18 protein-coding genes and 5 pseudogenes are annotated in these 18,153 nt (G+C 69.5%); 14 read left to right on the plus strand and 9 right to left on the minus strand.

Annotated elements, in window-relative coordinates; translation table 11 throughout:
* Nucleotides 1-2 precede the first annotated feature (2 nt).
* From AB0C66_RS19135 to AB0C66_RS19150, 4 genes and pseudogenes are all read left to right on the plus strand, one after another.
* Nucleotides 3-445, plus strand: a pseudogene (locus AB0C66_RS19135) (IS5 family transposase); the annotation flags it as partial.
* A gap of 175 nt (nucleotides 446-620) precedes the next feature.
* Complete coding sequence (locus AB0C66_RS19140) at nucleotides 621-1,019, plus strand: hypothetical protein (protein WP_362439476.1); 399 nt, start codon at nucleotides 621-623, stop codon at nucleotides 1,017-1,019.
* A 375-nt stretch (nucleotides 1,020-1,394) separates the two neighbouring features.
* Nucleotides 1,395-1,637 (plus strand): annotated as a pseudogene (locus AB0C66_RS19145) (kelch repeat-containing protein); the annotation flags it as partial.
* A 39-nt stretch (nucleotides 1,638-1,676) separates the two neighbouring features.
* Nucleotides 1,677-2,423, plus strand: coding sequence for a kelch repeat-containing protein (locus AB0C66_RS19150; RefSeq protein WP_362439970.1), 747 nt, complete (start codon nucleotides 1,677-1,679; stop codon nucleotides 2,421-2,423).
* Between the two features lie 116 nt (nucleotides 2,424-2,539).
* Here AB0C66_RS19150 and AB0C66_RS19155 read toward each other — a convergent pair.
* Together AB0C66_RS19155 and AB0C66_RS19160 are read right to left on the minus strand one after the other, a co-directional pair.
* Nucleotides 2,540-2,722, minus strand: a pseudogene (locus AB0C66_RS19155) (IS701 family transposase); the annotation flags it as partial.
* Nucleotides 2,723-2,872: 150 nt separating this feature from the next.
* The gene (locus tag AB0C66_RS19160) at nucleotides 2,873-3,133 is read right to left on the minus strand and encodes a hypothetical protein (RefSeq protein WP_362439479.1); all 261 of its coding nucleotides are present in this window, start codon (nucleotides 3,131-3,133) and stop codon (nucleotides 2,873-2,875) included.
* Between the two features lie 311 nt (nucleotides 3,134-3,444).
* On the opposite strand from AB0C66_RS19160, the gene AB0C66_RS19165 reads away from it, so the two are divergent.
* On the plus strand, nucleotides 3,445-3,597 hold the full coding sequence (locus AB0C66_RS19165) for a hypothetical protein (protein WP_362439482.1): 153 nt from the start codon (nucleotides 3,445-3,447) through the stop codon (nucleotides 3,595-3,597).
* A 10-nt stretch (nucleotides 3,598-3,607) separates the two neighbouring features.
* Here the strand turns inward: AB0C66_RS19165 and AB0C66_RS19170 are convergent, their stop codons facing one another.
* Together AB0C66_RS19170 and AB0C66_RS19175 are read right to left on the minus strand one after the other, a co-directional pair.
* Nucleotides 3,608-4,084 (minus strand): hypothetical protein, encoded by a 477-nt coding sequence (locus tag AB0C66_RS19170; protein ID WP_362439485.1) that lies wholly within the window; start codon nucleotides 4,082-4,084, stop codon nucleotides 3,608-3,610.
* Between the two features lie 252 nt (nucleotides 4,085-4,336).
* Complete coding sequence (locus AB0C66_RS19175) at nucleotides 4,337-4,585, minus strand: hypothetical protein (protein WP_362439488.1); 249 nt, start codon at nucleotides 4,583-4,585, stop codon at nucleotides 4,337-4,339.
* Between the two features lie 283 nt (nucleotides 4,586-4,868).
* Between AB0C66_RS19175 and AB0C66_RS19180 the strand changes: the two are divergent.
* From AB0C66_RS19180 to AB0C66_RS19190, 3 genes and pseudogenes are all read left to right on the plus strand, one after another.
* A pseudogene (locus AB0C66_RS19180) lies at nucleotides 4,869-5,225 on the plus strand (ATP-binding protein); the annotation flags it as partial.
* 7 nt (nucleotides 5,226-5,232) lie between these two features.
* Nucleotides 5,233-5,906, plus strand: a pseudogene (locus tag AB0C66_RS19185) (response regulator transcription factor).
* Between the two features lie 100 nt (nucleotides 5,907-6,006).
* On the plus strand, nucleotides 6,007-6,591 hold the full coding sequence (locus AB0C66_RS19190) for a GNAT family N-acetyltransferase (protein ID WP_362439491.1): 585 nt from the start codon (nucleotides 6,007-6,009) through the stop codon (nucleotides 6,589-6,591).
* A gap of 15 nt (nucleotides 6,592-6,606) precedes the next feature.
* Here the strand turns inward: AB0C66_RS19190 and AB0C66_RS19195 are convergent, their stop codons facing one another.
* Complete coding sequence (locus tag AB0C66_RS19195; RefSeq protein WP_362439995.1) at nucleotides 6,607-6,846, minus strand: hypothetical protein; 240 nt, start codon at nucleotides 6,844-6,846, stop codon at nucleotides 6,607-6,609.
* On the opposite strand from AB0C66_RS19195, the gene AB0C66_RS19200 reads away from it, so the two are divergent.
* The 3 genes from AB0C66_RS19200 to AB0C66_RS19210 all read left to right on the plus strand — a co-directional run bounded on the left by AB0C66_RS19200 (nucleotide 6,800) and on the right by AB0C66_RS19210 (nucleotide 10,466).
* Nucleotides 6,800-7,864 carry an IS5 family transposase gene (locus AB0C66_RS19200; RefSeq protein ID WP_362439494.1) on the plus strand — a complete coding sequence of 355 codons (1,065 nt, stop codon included), beginning with the start codon at nucleotides 6,800-6,802 and terminating at the stop codon, nucleotides 7,862-7,864. The genes AB0C66_RS19195 and AB0C66_RS19200 overlap by 47 nt on opposite strands.
* 192 nt (nucleotides 7,865-8,056) lie before the next feature.
* Nucleotides 8,057-8,614, plus strand: coding sequence for a PadR family transcriptional regulator (locus tag AB0C66_RS19205; RefSeq protein WP_362439497.1), 558 nt, complete (start codon nucleotides 8,057-8,059; stop codon nucleotides 8,612-8,614).
* A 127-nt stretch (nucleotides 8,615-8,741) separates the two neighbouring features.
* Nucleotides 8,742-10,466 (plus strand): acyl-CoA dehydrogenase family protein, encoded by a 1,725-nt coding sequence (locus AB0C66_RS19210; RefSeq protein WP_362439500.1) that lies wholly within the window; start codon nucleotides 8,742-8,744, stop codon nucleotides 10,464-10,466.
* A gap of 97 nt (nucleotides 10,467-10,563) precedes the next feature.
* On the opposite strand, the gene AB0C66_RS19215 is transcribed toward AB0C66_RS19210, so the two are convergent.
* Nucleotides 10,564-12,108 carry a hypothetical protein gene (locus tag AB0C66_RS19215; RefSeq protein ID WP_362439503.1) on the minus strand — a complete coding sequence of 515 codons (1,545 nt, stop codon included), beginning with the start codon at nucleotides 12,106-12,108 and terminating at the stop codon, nucleotides 10,564-10,566.
* Between the two features lie 186 nt (nucleotides 12,109-12,294).
* On the opposite strand from AB0C66_RS19215, the gene AB0C66_RS19220 reads away from it, so the two are divergent.
* Entirely contained in the window at nucleotides 12,295-13,575 is a 1,281-nt protein-coding gene (locus AB0C66_RS19220; protein ID WP_362439506.1) for a helix-turn-helix domain-containing protein, read from the plus strand.
* Between the two features lie 34 nt (nucleotides 13,576-13,609).
* On the opposite strand, the gene AB0C66_RS19225 is transcribed toward AB0C66_RS19220, so the two are convergent.
* Nucleotides 13,610-14,518: an oxidoreductase gene (locus AB0C66_RS19225; RefSeq protein WP_362439509.1), complete on the minus strand. Its 909-nt coding sequence runs from the start codon at nucleotides 14,516-14,518 to the stop codon at nucleotides 13,610-13,612.
* 48 nt (nucleotides 14,519-14,566) lie between these two features.
* On the opposite strand from AB0C66_RS19225, the gene AB0C66_RS19230 reads away from it, so the two are divergent.
* Together AB0C66_RS19230 and AB0C66_RS19235 are read left to right on the plus strand one after the other, a co-directional pair.
* Nucleotides 14,567-15,577, plus strand: a complete 1,011-nt coding sequence (locus AB0C66_RS19230; protein ID WP_362439512.1) for a DUF5937 family protein — start codon at nucleotides 14,567-14,569, stop codon at nucleotides 15,575-15,577.
* A gap of 87 nt (nucleotides 15,578-15,664) precedes the next feature.
* Nucleotides 15,665-16,261, plus strand: a complete 597-nt coding sequence (locus tag AB0C66_RS19235) for a class I SAM-dependent methyltransferase (RefSeq protein ID WP_362439515.1) — start codon at nucleotides 15,665-15,667, stop codon at nucleotides 16,259-16,261.
* Nucleotides 16,262-16,288: 27 nt separating this feature from the next.
* Here AB0C66_RS19235 and AB0C66_RS19240 read toward each other — a convergent pair whose 3' ends face one another.
* The gene (locus AB0C66_RS19240) at nucleotides 16,289-16,669 is read right to left on the minus strand and encodes a VOC family protein (protein ID WP_362439973.1); all 381 of its coding nucleotides are present in this window, start codon (nucleotides 16,667-16,669) and stop codon (nucleotides 16,289-16,291) included.
* 121 nt (nucleotides 16,670-16,790) lie between these two features.
* Nucleotides 16,791-17,597 carry a translation initiation factor 2 gene (locus tag AB0C66_RS19245; RefSeq protein WP_362439518.1) on the minus strand — a complete coding sequence of 269 codons (807 nt, stop codon included), beginning with the start codon at nucleotides 17,595-17,597 and terminating at the stop codon, nucleotides 16,791-16,793.
* Nucleotides 17,598-18,153: the final 556 nt, after the last annotated feature.

Here is an 18,153-nt window from a genome sequence, read left to right on the forward strand (position 1 = left end):
TCCTGCCAGGTGTTGATGGTCGCGGGCGGCGCGGGCGGGATCACCGGCAGGTGGTGAACGGCGTGTTGTGGCGGTTGCGGACCGGGGCGCCCTGGCGGGCCTGCCCGAGCGTTATGGCCCGTGGCAGACGGCCTATGAACGCTTCGCACGCTGGGAATGGGACGGAACCTGGGCAAGGCTGCTGGAGCATGTTCAGGTCCGCGACGACGCGGTGGCGCGGTGGCGCGGTGGAGTGGACGATCTCGATCGACTCCACCATCAACCGCGGTCACCAGCATGCCGCCGGAGCCCGAAAGGGGGGGCACCGGCGGCGGACGAACTGGAAGATCCGCCACATCAGGCGCCTGGTCAGGCGCTCGGCCGGTCCCGCGGCGGGCTGAGCACCAAGGTCCACCTGGCTGCGGACGGCGGTGCGCGACCATTGGCCTTCACCGTCACCGCAGGCCAGAGCGGTGACGCACCGGCCACACGAACCGACAAGCTCGCCATCGCCTACCAGGCCGCACTCCACCTCGCCGGCATCCTCATCTGGACCCGACGCTGGCCAAAGTTCCGGATGCTGGTGCATCACGGCCGCGGGACGAAGGGCTGTCGGGAGAAGGACTTCGCTGCCTTGCTGGATGCAGCCCATCAGCAGCTGGGCAGGCCCCGTCGTGCTGGTGTGGGACGACTGCACCCACGACGTCGATGCCGCGATGCGCGAACTGAGCGCGACCCGGCAGTGGCTGACCACCTTTCGATTCCCTCCTGCACGCCCGACCGCAACCCCGGCCGACGGCGTGTGGGCCCATCTGAAGAACAGCCTGGGCAGCCTCGCACCGTGCAGCATCGACGAGCTTGCCGCGCCGGCCCGCACTCGCCTCAGACGCATGCAGTACCAGCCCCGCCTTCTCGACAGCTTCATCACCGAGACCGGACTCTCCCAGTTCCGACATGGCGTCAGCCCGCCCGGAAACCTCAGTATCCCTGGCGTGCCTCCCTGGGCGGCGGTGCCCTTTAGCTCTTTTGGTGTGCGATAGGTGAGGCGGCTTTCATGTGTTGGTATGAATAGCCGCAAAGCGGTCATCACAGTCGCGGCGAGCGGCTGCCGCGCGCCATGAAAGAGGTGTCCGATGGGCATCAGCTGTCGGTCGGGGCCGAAGAACAGGCCCGCGAAGGTTGTGCCGCCGTATCGCGATGGCCCTGGCCTGACGCCGGTGCCCGCGCTGGTGGCGGCCAGTCAAACGTTCCCGCGTGGGCGCTCATGGTGGCGGCGGCTCGTTGTGGCGGTGCTGACGCCGCTGCTGGCGTTCACGGCCACTGCCGCACACGCTCAGGGCGTCTGGTTGACCTTGCCGTCGATGCCGACCGCCCGCTTTAGCCCGGCAGGGGCGGCGGCGCCCTGCCCGGCGGGAATGACTAACACCTGTGTGTACGTCATCGGTGGGAGCCTTCGCCTCTTCGGCGATCGGGACACGATGGAGGCGTACAGCCCGGCCATCAACGCCTGGGCAACGTTGCCGTCGATGCCGACCGCCCGCGGGGCTCTGGCGGGCGCGGCGGCACCGTGCCCAGCGTCGGTTCCGACACTGCAGGGCACCTGCGTATACGCCATCGGCGGGTTTAGCGACACCGGCTTCCTGAACACGGTGGAGGCGTACAGCCCGGCCACCAATACGTGGGCGGCCTTGCCGTCGATGCCGACCATCCGCGACTTCCTGGCGGGCGCGGCGGCACCGTGCCCGGCGTCGGTTCCGACATTGCAAGGCACGTGCGTATACGCCATCGGCGGGGCTGACGGTACGCCCGACTACCACGACACGGTGGAGGCGTACAGCCCGGCCACCAATACGTGGGCGACCTTGCCGTCGATGCCGACCGCCCGAGCCTTTTTGACGGGCGCGGCGGCACCGTGCCCAGCGTCGGTTCCGACACTGCAGGGCACCTGCGTATACGCCATCGGCGGGGATGACGGCTCCGACATCGTGAGCACGGTGGAGGCGTACAGCCCGGCCACCGATACGTGGGAGACCTTGCCGTCGATGCCGACCGCCCGCTATAGCCCGGCAGGGGCGGCGGCGCCCTGCCCGGCGGGACTGACAAACACCTGCGTGTACGCCATCGGCGGGGATAGTTACTCGGGCTTTCTGGACACGGCAGAGGCATACGCACCAGCCACCAATACGTGGGTGACCCTGCCGTCGATGCCAACCGCCCGCTCCGGCCCGGCAGGGGCAGCGGCACCCTGCCCCGAGGCGTCGAACGGCCCCTGCGTGTACGTCGTCGGCGGAGAAAAGGCCAGTACTGGCTCGCTCTCGGACTTCGTGAACACAGCGGAGGCATTCGCGATCGAGCGCGCCTCCGATCCGCAGCCCCCTCTCCCCTGCCCCCACGGTCCGCATGGCAAGTGCCCGCCCAAACCTCGACCGCACCCTCGCCACTGACGAGGGGCGGCTCACACCCCTGGTAGGACTCCGTCAGATCTCTCTCGATCTTGGTGTCGTGTGTGTCCTGCTGGGGAGGGGTTGGTGGTAGGTGGTGCGGCTGCCGGTCCAGCACCTCAAGCTGTCTTGGAAGGTGTCGAGGATCTGGTAGAGGGTGAGGCTGGCCCGGGGGCTTTTGGGACCAGGCGTTGTTCGGTGAGGAAGGCGTGGGCGGCGGTCACGAGGGTGACGTGGTGGTGCCAGCCGGGCCAGGAACGGTCTTCGAAGTGGTCGAGGCCCAAGCGGTGTTTGAGTTCGCGGTCACCTACTGTGCTCCCGAACAGGCCGGGCAGGAAGACCTGACAGAGTCCTACCAGGGGTCGGTTGTGCCACGGATCGCCTCGGCGGCCGACCGTGCGAACCCCGCCAAGGTGCGCGGGCAACGCCAGCGGGACTCCGGACCGGGGTCCTCACCCTGCTCGTCGAGGTCGTGCCACGCGTACTCCGCGCCCCCGCCGAGCAGCGACAGCAGCACGGGGAAGCTCCAGCCGCATGTCGAGGTCGCCGTCGTCGCAGGGGTGGCTCCCGTGGCCGCAGCGGAGGTCCGCCGCCGCCGCGTCCGAGGCGACGGCCAGCAGCGCGTCCGCGGTCCGGTCCGCCACCGCGGGATCCGCCGCCCATGTCGCGTGGCCGGACATCAGGACCAGCCCCAGCGTGAAGAACGCTGTCATATCCGGATCCCGGGGCACCGCGGCCCGCGCCCGGCCGAGCCGCTCCAGACACCGCGACAGGGTCTCGTCGGGTTCCCCCCCAGGAAGTACCCCTGCCGTATCGAGTCCCAGTCATCGACCAGCTGTTCCGCATCGGAGATCATGATCCGAACGACGATGGACCGGGCGTACCGGTTCCCCGCGCGCCGGATCCTGCTCACAGAGTGAGGCGATGAACGCACGCGTGAAGCAGGGACAGTGCCCGGACTGCGGTTCGACCGAGGTCTTCCCCATCGACCTCCACCGGAACCAGGGGGGGAGCGATCTGGGTCATGCTCTGGGACACCTACGGGCGCAAGCGCATCGATCTCACCACACTCGCCTGTGCGGACTGCGGATTGATACGCCAGTACGCGGCCGACGACGCGAAGAGCCGCAATCACCTCGCAGGGGCCCTGATCCGACCCGCGGACGACCCCCGCTGAGCAGTCTTCGTCACAGGTCCACGCCGGACACCAGACGCTGGCCCACGGCGTTGTAGACATTGACGGTCGCGTCCGATCTCGACTCCTTCCAGTCCGCGTACGCCTGCGCCAGAGCCCTCGCCGGTGACTCGTCCACGCTCCCGTCCATCGCGTTCCCCGGCTGGGGGCTGTCGGTGAAATCCGTAGCGATATGGACGTCCCCGTCCTTACTGAAGATGATCCCGACAACCGCGGTGACGTGCCGGGCGAGCTTCCTCTGCTCGGGCGTCCCCGTGGTGTCCAGACGGACACGGAACTCACGGGCCAGCTCCAGTGCCTCGTCATGATGGTCGATACGCGGCATGTCGGCCGTGGGAACCTCATCCTCGGCGGATGATCCGAAGGGCATCAGACCCGTCACTCCGAGGGCGAGGGCGAGGGCGATCGTCAACGCCACGAGCCCCGCCAGGGCAGCAGCCGGCCATGTCCGGACTCTGTGCTGAGCCATTCGCGTTCCTTTCCACTCATCGATGCGCGATGCAGCGCGAGTGTAGGAACGCCGCCACGGGGCGCCTGGAGTAGGCACTACTCAGCTGCGGGAGTCCAGCGACCGGGTTGCTTCGGTTGTCCGCACCGTGATGCAGAGACGCTTGTGCTGGGTTCCGCGGTCGGCACCGCGGCTACCCGCGCCAGGCGCGGGGCGCCACCCCCAGCCCCTTCAGCCGTTCGAAGTCGGCCGCGTCGATCTGTTCCAGAACCTTCAACTGGCGGCCGCTGTCCTCGCGGCGCCTGAGGGGTCGTCCGCGGTGGTGACGTGGAAGCGGGCGAGCGCGACCTTGAGGCTGCGGCTCTCCAGGATCATCCGGTAGATGGTCTCCTCCGCCAGGGCGTCCCGAACGGACCGGACCGGGCGGGTGAAGAACAGGGTGACGATCTGCCCCGCGCCCAGGGTTCCGATGATCTCAGGGGTCTGCCAGGTGACCCGGCCCGGCCACACGACCTGGACCACCGACAGCGCGAGCGCGCCCCGGCGACTCCCGCCATGCCTGCCCCGGACGGGCGATCACCACGTCCACAACTCCTGTGAGGGGCAACCATGTTCGCCTCCGCGCGTATCCACCGGGACTAGGCTGCGGCGATGCGGATCCACACCCTCGTCGCCGACGTGCTCATCGCGTTGGTGCAGACCAGCCTTGTGATGTGGGCCGTGTATGTGACGGCCGGATACTGGCCCGTGGTCAACTCCTTCGCCCCGATGCTGGCCGTGTACACGGTCGCGGCCACACGGGGACCTCCGTGTGCACGGCAGGCCACGTCCCCTTCCGCCCGGGGTCGAGCTGTGTGCGTACCGATGTGTCCAGGAGGCCCTGACCAACGTACTGAAGCATGCGCCCGGAGTGAGCACGCAGGTACAACTGCACTATCAGTCACACCAGTTGACGGTCTCCGTCACGAACGGCGGCCAGGACGTGAATCCGGACAAGATGCGGACCGGCAGCGGCCATGGCTTGATCGGCATGCGGGAGCGGGCCAGGCTGTACGGGGGCACGGTCACCATCGGCCCACGGAGCGAGGGGGGATTCGCCGTCCGGCTCATCCTGCCGGTCTCCGTACAGACCTCGCCGAAGAGAGACGGCGCAACGGAATGACCGCCGCATGACCAAGGTGCTTGTCGTCGACGATCAGTTCCTCATCCGGGCCGGGCTGGTGGGGCTGCTCCGTGCGGCCCCGGGGGTGGAGGTCGTGGGGGAGGCCGCTGACGGCGGGGAAGCCGTGGCCCTGGCGGCCCGCACCCGTCCCGATGTCGTGCTGATGGACATCCGGATGCCCGGCATGGGCGGTATCACGGCCACCGGGAGGATCCTCGCCCAGTCGGATGATCCCCTCCGAGGATCCTGGTCCTGACCACGTTCGACCTCGACGAGTAGGTGTACGGGGCACTGCGGGCCGGTGCTTCGGGCTTCCTGCTCAAGGACTCCGGCCCCGAGCGGATACTCGCGGCGGTCGCGGCTGTCGGAGGCGGCGACACGCTCTTCGCGCCCTCCGTCACCAAGCGTCTGGTCGAAGCGTACGCCCAGCACAGCGGTCGGTCATCTGCCGCAGCGCCACCGGACCTGGACGTACTGACGGGCCGCGACACGGAGGTGCTGCGGCTGGCCGCCCGTGGTCTGAGCAATCTGGAGATCGCCGGTCAGCTCTTCATCAGTGAGGCGACGGTCAAGACTCATCTGAACCGGGCGATGACCAAACTCGAGCTGTCGAGCAGGGCACAAGCCGTGGTGCTGGCCTATGAGACGGGGCTGGTGCGGCCGGGCGAAGGAGCCTGCTGAACGCCGACGGACATGCGAAGGTCCCGTCGGCCCCTCACCCTTCTGAAGGGGCGCTTGCGCGACGGTGCTGTCTCCGGACAGGTTGGTTACGCTGCCCGGTATGGACGAATCCATCACGCACCCGTTCCTCGCGAGGCCGGTCACCGGGTGCAATGGTGTTGTCGCCACCCTGCGTGCCCTATCAAGCTCAGACGCCTCCAGCTTCGGGGACTTCCTCGAAGCGCTCTCGGCGGAGACAAGGGAGCGCTACAGTCCACACCCGCTCGACCGGACCGAAGCGGAGCGGATCTGTACTGCTCTCGACGACCCGACCGCCCTGCGTTTCGTACTGGCGGATGCCCGTGACGATCGGGTAGTCGCGTATCTACTGGCCCAGTTCACGATCCCGGAGAGTGAGAAGGCGCGCTACCGGAATCTCGGGTGGACCATCGAGGACGGCGCGGACTGTCGTATCGCCCCTGTCGTCGCCGATCATCTGCAGGGCACCGGCCTCGGAACCGAGCTGCTCAAGGGAGCGCTCGACGTCCTGCGTCAGCGCGGATGCCGGCACGTCATCCTCTTCGGCGGTACCCAGTCCTCCAACACCGGGGCGATCCGCGCCTACGAAAAGGCGGGATTCAAGCCGGCCGGAGTCTTTCGCGAACGAGGGATCGAGAGCGTCGATATGTGGCTCTCCCTGAACTAGAGGGCACCTTGCTGTTCAGGCCGTCACGTCGACGTTCCATTCCAGCGGCAGGGGTGTGTCGCAGAAGACGCAGACGAAGTGTCCGTCCCGCACGATGTTGAGCTGCTGACAGCCGGGGCAGCGACGGAAGATCACCTCGTGGGCGAAGCCGCCCGGGGCAGCGATGCCGGCTCGGTCCAACGCCTTCCCGACAGCCGTCCATGAGCTGATGTCCGGGCAGCAGCCAGTCGACTGGTTGCTGACTTCGTCGACCACCCACCACCCGGATTCCTCGCGGAAGCCCATCTCTCCGGCGCTCAGGACCGCTTCTCCGCCCCCGCATGCCCATGGTGGCCAATCTAGCGGCAGGCTGGATCTCTTCAGAGCTAGGGCGTGTCTGATAATTGATCTTGTGGTGGGTCGGGGTGAGTTGACGGATGCGGCGTGGGGGCGGATAGCCCCGCTCCTGCCAGGTGTTGATGGTCGCGGGCGGCGCGGGCGGGATCACCGGCAGGTGGTGAACGGCGTGTTGTGGCGGTTGCGGACCGGGGCGCCCTGGCGGGACCTGCCCGAGCGTTATGGCCCGTGGCAGACGGCCTATGAACGCTTCGCACGCTGGGAATGGGACGGAACCTGGGCAAGGCTGCTGGAGCATGTTCAGGTCCGCGACGACGCGGTGGCGCGGTGGAGTGGACGATCTCGATCGACTCCACCATCAACCGCGCTCACCAGCATGCCGCCGGAGCCCGAAAGGGGGGCACCGGCGGCGGACGAACTGGAAGATCCGCCACATCAGGCGCCTGGTCAGGCGCTCGGCCGGTCCCGCGGCGGGCTGACCACAAAGGTCCACCTCGCCGCGGACGGCCGCGGTCTGCCCCTGGTCGTCGTCCTCACGCCGGGCAACGTCAACGACTCCACCGTGTTCGAGAGCGTCCTGGGGGCGGTGCGGGTGCCCCGCCAGACCGTGGGCCGACCGCGTCGCAGACCTGAGGCGGTCATCGCGGACAAGGCGTACTCCTCGCGCGCCATCCGGTCCGGCTTGCGCAGACGCGGCATCCGGGCGGTCATTCCTGAACGGGCCGACCAGATCGCGGGCCGCCGGCGACGTGGATCTACCGGCGGTCGCCCGCCGGCCTTCGATCCCGAGCAGTACAAGGCCCGCAACGTCGTCGAGCGCTGTTTCAGCAGACTCGAACAGTTCCGGGCCGTCGCCACCCGCTTCGACAAGCTGGCCGCCCGCTACCTCGCCGGCCTCCGCCTCGCCTCATTCATCCTCTGGCTCCGCGAACAATGATCGTTTGTCAGACAGAACCTAGGACGACGGCGCTTCCCCGCATCCTGGGGGTGACGGATCAGAGGGCCCCGGACCGGTGACGGTCCGGGGCCCTCCGCGTTCCCGGGCCCCCGACCGCCCGCGAGCGTGAACCGCGCCTCATTCCGGGGGGTGTCCTTGCTATGCATCGAGTTGCATAGCAGGATCCCGCATATGGCGCTCGAACACGCGATCCTCGTTTCCCTGCTGGAGAAGGCGGGCTCCGGCTATGAGCTGGCCCGGCGGTTCGAGCGGTCCATCGGCTACTTCTGGACCGCCAGCCACCAGCAGATCTACCGCGTGCTCAAGCGCATGGAGAGCGATGGCTGGATCGAGGCCCGCGATGTGCCACAGCAGGCCCGGCCGGACAAGAAGGAGTACTCCGTCGTCGGGCCCGGCCGGGCGGCCCTGTCCCAGTGGCTGCACGAGCCGATCGAACCCGAGAGCGTACGTCACGACCTCGCCGTGAAGATCCGCGGCGCGGCCTTCGACGACCCGGCCGCGCTGATCAGCGAGGTCGAGCGGCACCGCCGGGCGCACAGCGACCGGCTCACCCGCTATCTGGCCGGTGAACAACGGGACTTCACCGGTCCCGACGCCCCCGCGACGCTCACCGCCGGGGAGTCGCTCCAGCATGTCGTGCTGCGCGGTGGCATCGCCTACGAGCGGATGACGCTCGCCTGGCTGGACGACGTACTCGACACACTCCACCGGCTCCGTCCCGAGCACTGACCCCGGGGCCGCCGGAAGCACCCGCGACCCGGGCCACACCACCCACCGCGACCGCTCCGCCCGAAACGGCTCCAGCCACCCCGCACCACCCACCCCCGTAACCCTCAACCCGGAAAGGCGACCTTCCGTGGCCGACGCACTGCTGTTCAACCCGCGCACCTACGACCCGGCGCACTTCGACCCCGAGACCCGCAGGCTGCTGCGCGCCACCGTCGACTGGTTCGAAGACCGCGGCAAGCGCCAGCTGATCGAGGACTACCGCACCCGCGCCTGGCTGGCCGACTTCCTCGCGTTCTCCGCCAAGGAAGGGCTCTTCGCGACCTTCCTCACCCCGGCCTCGGCCGCCACCTCCAACCAGCCGGACAAGCGCTGGGACACCGCCCGGATTGCCGCACTCAACGAGATCTTCGGCTTCTACGGGCTGGACTACTGGTACGCCTGGCAGGTCACCATCCTCGGACTCGGCCCCGTCTGGCAGAGCGACAACACCACCGCTCGCGACCGGGCGGCCGAACTCCTCTCCCAGGGCGAGGTGTTCGCCTTCGGCCTCTCCGAGAAGGCTCACGGCGCCGACATCTACTCCACCGACATGGTCCTGGAGCCGGACGGCGACGGCGGCTTCCTGGCCAGCGGCTCCAAGTACTACATAGGCAACGGCAACGCGGCGGGGCTCGTCTCCGTCTTCGGCCGGCGCGCCGACGTCGAGGGCCCCGACGGCTATGTGTTCTTCGCCGCCGACAGCCGCCACCCCGCGTACCACCTCGTGAAGAACGTGGTCGACTCCTCGAAGTACGTGAGCGAGTTCCGCCTCGAGAACTACCCCGTCGGCCCCGACGACGTACTGCACACCGGCCGCGCCGCCTTCGACGCCGCCCTCAACACCGTCAACGTCGGCAAGTTCAACCTCTGCACCGCCTCGGTCGGGATTTGCGAGCACGCGATGTACGAGGCCGTCACCCATGCGCACCACCGCATCCTCTACGGCCGTCCCGTCACCGCCTTCCCGCATGTGCGCCGTGAGCTGGCCGACGCCTACGTCCGGCTGGCCGGGATGAAGCTCTTCAGCGACCGGGCCGTCGACTACTTCCGCTCCGCGGGCCCCGACGACCGCCGCTACCTCCTCTTCAACCCGATGACGAAGATGAAGGTGACCACCGAGGGCGAGAAGGTCATCGACCTGATGTGGGATGTCATCGCCGCCAAGGGCTTCGAGAAGGACACCTACTTCTCCCAGGCCGCGTCCGAGATCCGTGGCCTGCCCAAGCTGGAGGGCACCGTCCACGTCAACCTCGCCCTGATCCTGAAGTTCATGGGCAACCACCTGCTGGCCCCGGCCGACTACGAGCCCGTGCCGACCCGGCTGGACGCGGCCGACGACGCGTTCCTCTTCCGGCAGGGACCGGCCCGCGGTCTGGGCTCCATCCGCTTCCACGACTGGCGGGCCGCCTACGACGCGTACGCCCACCTCCCCAACGTCGGCCGGTTCCGGGAGCAGGCGGACGCGCTGTGTGAGTTCGTCAGGACCGCCGCCCCCGGTGAGGAGCAGGGCAAGGACCTGGACTTCCTCCTCGCCGTCGGCCAGCTGTTCGCGCTGGTGGTGTACGGCCAGCTGATCCTGGAGCAGGGGCGGCTGACCGGCGTCGAGGAGAATGTGCTCGACGAGCTGTTCGCGGTCTTCGTACGTGACTTCTCCGCCTACGCCGTCGAACTGCACGGCAAGGACTCCGCCACGGCGGAGCAGCAGCGCTGGGCACTGGGCGCGGTCCGCCGCCCGGTTGTCGACGAGGCCCGCTCGGCCCGCGTCTGGGAGCGTGTCGAGGCACTGGCCGGAGCCTACGAGATGGCTCCCTGATCCCGCGCATGCGGAGTTCATGACCGACGTCGAAGGCGCCCGCACCGGGTTCAACCGGGCAGGCGCCTTCGATCGTGGCCGAGTGCGGACCCCGGCGTCAGACCGGGGGCAGTTTCCCGTGCCCGAAGAGCTTCCGCTCATCGTGCAGGGCGAACGGTGTGGTCCTCAGGTCGGCGATCCGGATTCCGAAGATCTTCAGCTGGAGCATCAGCTCGGTCTTCAGGTCGTAGCCCGCGCTGAGCGCCCACGCCGGGGCCCGGCCGCCGGTGGCCGCCGCGGCGCGTCCGGTGAGGTGCACGGAGAGGTCCCCGCCCACTCCGGCGGTGTCGTACAGGAACACCTGGGCGTGCACGCCGACACGGGCCGTCGCGGTGGCCGCGCCACGGACCCGGGGCGTGCCGCCCTTGGTCCGCTGGTCAGCCTTGTGGAGCGGCCGCCAGCCCGCTTCGCGGTCGTACCGGGCGCCGACGGCGAACGATCCGGTGGTGCGCTGGTCGGCGTCGAGCACGATGCGTCCCCCGGCGGTGAAGCGGTAGGTGAAGGTCACCTCGGTGCTGACCACCACCGGTACCGGGCCCACCCAGAAGACATGACGGCCGGTGACCGCCGCCAGCGGTACCGCGACCTTGCCGGTGTCGGCGGTGCCCGACACCTTTCCGTGCACCTGCCAGCCGTAGCTGTACGAGCCGCCGAGGCCGACGGCCGCGCGCTCCGGCAGCAGGCCGCCGGAGCGCCGGTCGTACTGGAAGATCAGCTCGGGCCGGAAGGTGATGTCCCCGGCCAGCCGGGCGGGCGATGTGCCGGTCGCCTTCACCCCCTTGGGCAGGGGTACGTCGACGCCCAGCCGCAAGGCGCCCATGTCCTTCGCCGCGGTGGAGGGCAGCGGGCCGCGCGGGGTGGTGGCGGCCGCGCGGTGGCCGAGCTGGGTGCGCGCACCGCCGCTGCCGGGGGCCGACGGTGTCGGGGACGCGGTGGCCCCGGCGGGGGTGTTCGCCCCGTCGGACGGCGCGGGGCCCGGCCCCTGCGACGGCGCCGTGGAACCGCCACCGCCACCGCCATCGTCCTCCGCGCCGGAGCCGGAGCCACTCTCGGACGGCTTCCGTACGGTGACACCGGAGGAGAGCGGCCTGACGCCGAGTTCACCACTGTCCAGCGCCGTGCGCTGGTTCACCTTCTGATCGCCCAGCAGCTCCGAGAGCGTTGCGGGCGCGGTGGTCACCCGCGCCTCGCCGTCCCGGGAGCCGGTGACGGTCCGCACCTTGAACAGCGCGCCCGCCGGGGCCTTCCGGCTCGGCGCCGCGGCGATGACATCGCCCGAGCGTACGGACTTGCCGACGGGTGTCTTGAGCACCGCCCGCTTGCCGGGGGCGTCGTACGAGGACAGTTTCACGGCGACCGAGCGGCCCGAACCGCTGGGCGTGCCCGAGGGTTTGGCGACGACGGCACCCCCTCCCGGCCCGGGGGCCGCCTCATCGGCGCCCGACACGGTGTCCGGACTCGGGGAGCCGGTGGCACGCGTCCCGGACGCAGAGACGCCGGTGTCCGGGGACTCGGTGAGCAGCGCGTAGCCGCCGAGGGAAACGGGGACCAGCACGCCGAGCGCGGCGGCGGGCACCACGATATGGCGCCAGGAAACAGCCATGGGAATCCTTGGGGGTGACCGAAGAGGGGACCGGCAAGGCCGCGGACCACACCCCGACGGATCCCGACAACAGCGCGGAACTTATCCAGGATCGAACATCTGTAGGGGTTCGGGCGGCTTCCTCGTAGCATGGCGGCGAATGATCACGTTCGCCATGGAGAAAGACACCGAGTCGGGAGGGGACGGGTGGAGGGTTCCACAACGGTGCCGGAGGCCGTCGCCGCGCTGCACGCCCGGATCGGCCCGCTCACCGACGAGGTCATCGCCTCTCTCAGGGGTCAGCTCCTCTCCTACACGGCGCTTCCGGCGGACGGCATCCGGCCGCGGGTGATGACGGCGATACGCAACGGACTGGCGGCGGTGCAGGGTTGGTCCGAAGAGGAGTCGCACTCACTGTGGAGCACAGGGCGGGGGCGGGGCCGCTCGTACGACCTGCCCGTCGGGTATATCGACGAGGTCGCCGCCCTGGCCCGGGTGCTGCCGGTGGAGGACATCATCTCGGCGTACCGCATCGGGTCGGACGTCGTGTGGCGGCGTTTCGGTGAGGAGATGGCGGCCCGCCACGCCACCGCGGAGGAATTGCTGCCGATCGCCGAGACGCTGCGGGCCTGGGCGAACGCCACCACACTGCGCATCGTCCGCAGCTGTCACACCACGGCCCGGCGGGACGCGCCGACCACCCGCCGGACCGCGGCGCGGGTGCGTGCCCTGCTGCTGGGGGAGACCCACTGGGACGACCCGGCCGACACCGGCAACCCGGATGGCCGGGACGGCCCTGACTCGGACGACACCACCTGTGACCGAAGCGCCCTGCGCCTCCCCTTCCGCGCACGGCTGCCCCGCACCGGCCCGGGGAACTCCACCCCGGCGACGGATCCGGCGGTCTCGGCGGATTCGGCGGACGCGGTCCTGGCCCGCGCCGCCGATCTGCTGCGCCCCTGGCTCGCGCACGACGCGACCGGCAGTCCCCTGGTCACGACCGTCGACGGGGACGCGGCCGGGCTGCTGACCGTACGCCCCGACGGGCTCTGCCGCGGCCTGGTGGTGGGCCTCGGCTCCCCGGCGGCCCGCTCCGCACTCGCCACCGAATTCACCCGCGCCACCCAGGCGCTGCGCGCCGCCGTCGACTCCGGTTTCGTCGGGGTCTTCAGCCGTGAGGAGCTGGGGCTGCGGGCCACGGTCGTGGCGATGCCCGCCATTGGCGATCAGCTCGTACGGCTCCGCCTGGAGCCGCTGACCGAACGAGGCGAGGACGGCGCACAGTTGCGGGAGGCGGCCGCCGCCTACCTCCGCCAGGGCATGCGCCTGGAGACCGCCGCCCGCAGTCTCTATGTGCACCCCAACACGCTGCGCAACCGGCTCCGGCGCTTCGAGGAGCTCACCGGAACCAATCTGCGCGACCCGGCGGACCTGGCCGAGGTCTGGTGGGCCCTGGCCCACCGCCGTATCCACGGCTCGACGGACTGAGACGCGGCCTGCGCAGCCGTGCGCGCCCGTTCGCTCACGCGCCGCCCTGATGGAGGGAGTTCAGGGTGGCAAGTTCGTCCTCCGACAGCCGCAGTGCGCCGGCCGCCACATTCGCGGCCAGATGCTCCGGACTGCCGGTTCCGGGGATGGCCAGTACGTGTGGTCCCTGGTGCAGCGTCCAGGCCAGCTTCACCTGGGCCGCGCTCGCGCCGTGTGCCGCTGCGACGGCGAGAACGGCATCGTGTTCGGTGCCACGTGTTCCCGCTGTGCGCCCGGTGCCGGCGATCGCGTAAAAGGGCACGAAGGCGACGCCCTGTTCACCGCAGGTGCGCACGAACGCGTCGTACTCGGGGTGAACGCCGATGCCGTACTGGTTCTGGACACAGACGACCGGCGCGACGGCTTGGGCCTCGGCGAGATGTGCGGGGGTGACGTTGGAGATGCCCAGGTGGCGGATGAGCCCGGCGTCGCGCAGCTCGGCCAGTGCGCCGAAGCGTTCGGCGATCGAGTCGGTGCCGACGATACGCAGGTTCACCACGTCGAGGTGGTCCCGTCCGAGCTGACGCAGGTTCTCCTCGACCTGGCCGCGTAGTTGCTCAGGGGTGGCGTGTGGCAGCCAATGGCCCGACGGGGCGCGGCTCGGCCCGACCTTGGTCGTGATCACGAGGTCGTCGGGGTAGGGAGCCAGTGCCTGATTGATCAGTTCGTTGGCGGAGCGGAGCGGTGAGAAGTAGAACGCCGCGGTGTCGAGGTGATTCACCCCGAGCTCAACGGCCTGGCGCAGCACGGCGATCGCCCGGTTTCGGTCACGGGGGACGGCGTCCGCCGCGAATGCCTCGCCGCTCTGCGCCAGGCGCATCGCGCCGAACCCGACCCGGTTGATCTCCAGGTCGCCCAGCTGCCAGGTGCCCGCCGACGTGGCGGTGACTGTCGTTGTGGTCATGGCCGGGATGATCTCCGGGCCGTAGACTGCCAGACTATTGATTAAGGTATGTGTGAATCCTCGAGGTGGTCTGTGCAGACGGAGCTGGCTTTCACCGTGAGTGATCTGGCGCAGATGCGGTTCGCGGTCTCGCCGATGTGGGAGGTCGGGCCGAGCTGCCGATTGCTGCGCTCCGGTGCGGTGCATCCGGTTCATCAGCCCTGGGCGCAACAGGTGCGGCCACGGCTGGCGGCCGCCCGGATCGACCGGGGCTGGCTCGCCGAGCTGATCCCGCCCGTGGGGTATGTTCCGGACTTCATCAACCCGGCACCCGCGGGACCGGCCCCTTCCCTGGAGGAGGAGCTGGTCAGGATCCGGACCACGCCCGCTGCCCAGGTGCGTCAGGAACTCGACCGGCTGAGACACGAACAGGGCCGCCTGGGACCCCGGGCACAAGCCCTCCACACCGAGCCGCAGCCCCGTCTGGCACGGCTCACGGAGGAGATCGAGACCTACTGGGAGCTGGCGCTCGCTCCCTACTGGGCACGGATCCGGGCGGTACTCGAGGCCGATGTCTTCCACCGTGCCCGCCAGGTGGCCGAGCACGGCGCGGGTCGGCTCTTCAACGAACTGCATCCCTCGATCAGCTGGGACGACAGCGCGCTCCGGCTGACCCGCCGCCAGCAGCCCCTCTCCCGTACGACAGCGGGCGCGGGGCTGCTGCTGATCCCCTCGGTCTTCACCGGACCGGTGCCGTTCACCCGGGTGACACCGCCGGAGCCGCCGCAACTGGCCTATCCGGCACGCGGCACGGGCTCGCTGTGGGAGCCCCGCACCACGACCAGAACCGAAGCCCTCGCCGCCGTCCTCGGCCGCTCCCGGACCCTGCTGCTGTCCGAACTGGAAACCCCGGCCTCCACCACCGAACTCGCCCACCGCACCGGGCTCTCCCCGGCCGGGGTGTCCCAATTCCTCACCGCGCTGCGCAACGCGGGCCTGGTCAGCGCCCACCGGGCGGGCCGTTGTGTACTGTACGCCCGGACCTCAGCGGCCGAGTCCCTCCTGACCGCCTGCTACTAGGGAACATCATGGAGTGCGTGAATTCGGTCCACTTCCTGTGCGCACCCCGCCGCTGGCGGATAGCGTCATGCTCACCGTGAAGGGGGAGTGAACATGGCAGAACGTGCGGTTCCAGCCCGCGTGATGGTCGCAGAGCGCCTCGCCGCGGAGGCGGGATTCGAGAAGAGTTGCATCCCCGAAGTGGGCAGGTTGCTCAGCCTGACCGCCGCTGCGAAGCCCCATGGGGTCATCGCTGAGAGCGGCACCGGCTCGGGAGTGGGCACCGCCTGGCTGCACAGCGGACTTGGCACTGGTGCACGCCTGGTTACCGTGGAGCGTGACGCGGAGCTGGCCCGTCGAGCTGCCGGTGTCTTTGCGGACGACAAGCGCGTCGACGTGCTCACCGGGGACTGGCGGCTGCTCGAGGAGCACGCTCCCTTTGATGTCTTCTTCTGCGATGGCGGAGGCAAGCGTGACGACCCGCAGAGGGTCGTCGAACTGCTCGCCCCCGGTGGCCTTCTCGTCCTGGACGACTTCACCCCATCGCCCTATTGGCCGCCTCGTTTCGGCGGTGAGGTGGATGAGCTCCGCCTGTTCTACCTGACTCATCCGGCCCTGGAGGCCACCGAGGTACTTACCACACCGGCCAGTTCGGCGATTGTTGCCTCGCGCCGCCTCCAGGGCCTCGAGGGAGACCCTGGGTAGCTGGTGGCGACGTGTGACCGCTGAGCCTCAGAGAGGCTTGAGGCGGGCCTTGAGCAGGCAGAACTCATTGCCTTCGGGATCGCTCAGGACATGCCACTGCTCTTCCCCTGTCTGGCCGATGTCGGCCGGGCGCGCACCGAGCTTCAGAAGGCGCTCGAGCTCGGCGTCCTGATCGCGGTCGGTGGCGTTGACATCGATGTGCAGCCGGGCCTTGCCCGGCTCCGGCTCATCCCTGCGACTGAGGATGATCGTCGGCTGCGGACCGCCGAACCCCTCGCGCGGCCCGATCTCCAGTGTGCCGTCGTCCTCGCGATCGAGTACGACGAAGTCCAGGACCTCGCACCAGAACCGTGCCAGCACCTCGGGGTCGCGGCAACCGAGCACGAGCTCACTGATACGACATGCCATTGACGAAACCCCACTCTCAGCCCGGGAACCGCCGGGGAAGCCATACGCGAACGTCACGGGCCCCAGCAGCGAAAACAACCCCGCGAGCGTACCGGACGAGGTGCACACGGGCGATATGTTTTCAGGGGGCGTCGCCCCGTGTCCGGGCCGTCTCGTCGACCCGTTCGCGGACCCAGGCCAGAAAGGCTTGGACTTCCGCGGTGGGCAGGGGGTCCGCGGAGGCGCGGGGGCGTTCGAAGCTGTGTACCGCGGCTTCGACGAGCGGCCGGAATGCCCCCTCGGCCGCGGCGATGTCCCGCGCCGCGCCGCGTTTGGCCACCCAGCGTCCCGTACGGCAGAACACCACCGCACGGCAGCCGTTGAGCACACGGTTGTCCGCGAGGTGGCCCTCGCCGCCACCGTGCTCAACGACCGAAGCCCGGACCGCGGCGAGCACGTCCCGGCGTTCCGGCGCGGCGATCACCTCCCGCGCGGGGCGGCCGAAGAGCGAAAGGCCGTTCTGATGGGCGATGGCGCGGTCGATGACGTACCAGAAGTCCGGGGACCGGGCCGGATCGAAACTGGCCTTGTTCGGAAGCAGCGGGCCCGTGTTGAGGTCCAGCAGGTAGCCCGCCTCCCCGGAGGGGTGGTCGGCGAAATCCTCGGCGTAGACGACCAGTTCCAGCCCGGCCGCGGGGCAACGCAGCTGAGGATGGACGAGGGCGTCGGCCAGCTCACGCAGCGCCGCCCCGGACAGCGACGGCTCCACCACGATCGTCAGATCGATGTCGCTGCGTCCGTGCCGGTAGTCCTTGAGCGCGAGAGATCCGACGGCGAGGACACCGACGAGGTGAGGCCCGCAGACGGCGCGGGTGCGTCGGAGAAGTTCACGCAGGTAGGGCTGTAGTTCTGTGGGCAGGGAGTGCGGTGGTTCGGGTGTGGGGATCACCTGACCAGTATCAACGGTGGACCTGGACGTGGCGTGGCAGGCGGACCACCCGGCTTCGGCGGCTCACCGCGGCAGACCTCGCAGGTCGCCTGTCTCGACCGCCCGTTCCAAGGCGTCGTGTGCGGCCCGGGCCTCGGCCTGCCGCTGCGCTTCCGGGGCCCCTCGTCACCTGCCTGGGGCAAGGCGGCTCCGGTGCGCTCTTCACCCGGGCTGGGCGGTGGCCCACCAGCCGAGCCGCATTTCTCCGCACACCGCTTGGAAAAGCGGAATGTCCAACCCCCTCAAGGGACGGGGTCGACGTGATGCCGATATCGCTTCCTCCGTTGCCTGAGTCCAGCGGAAACCAGGAGATACCCCACACTTGGCGGTGTGCTGCGCGGCGAGCGCGACGCCATCCCGCTGGAGTGAGCAACTTTCCCTGCTCCAAAGGCATGAGCGTGGAATCTGACGCTCCGATATGCGTGTGTATGCTCGGGTCTCCGGGAAACCGGTGTGGCGTGTGCCGCCCGGGCGGAGGCGCGGTTCGGAGAGTGTTGGACTTGGTAGCGGATTGCGA

Source organism: Streptomyces sp. NPDC048636 (assembly GCF_040650655.1).
In the GTDB taxonomy this organism is placed as follows: Bacteria; Actinomycetota; Actinomycetes; order Streptomycetales; family Streptomycetaceae; genus Streptomyces.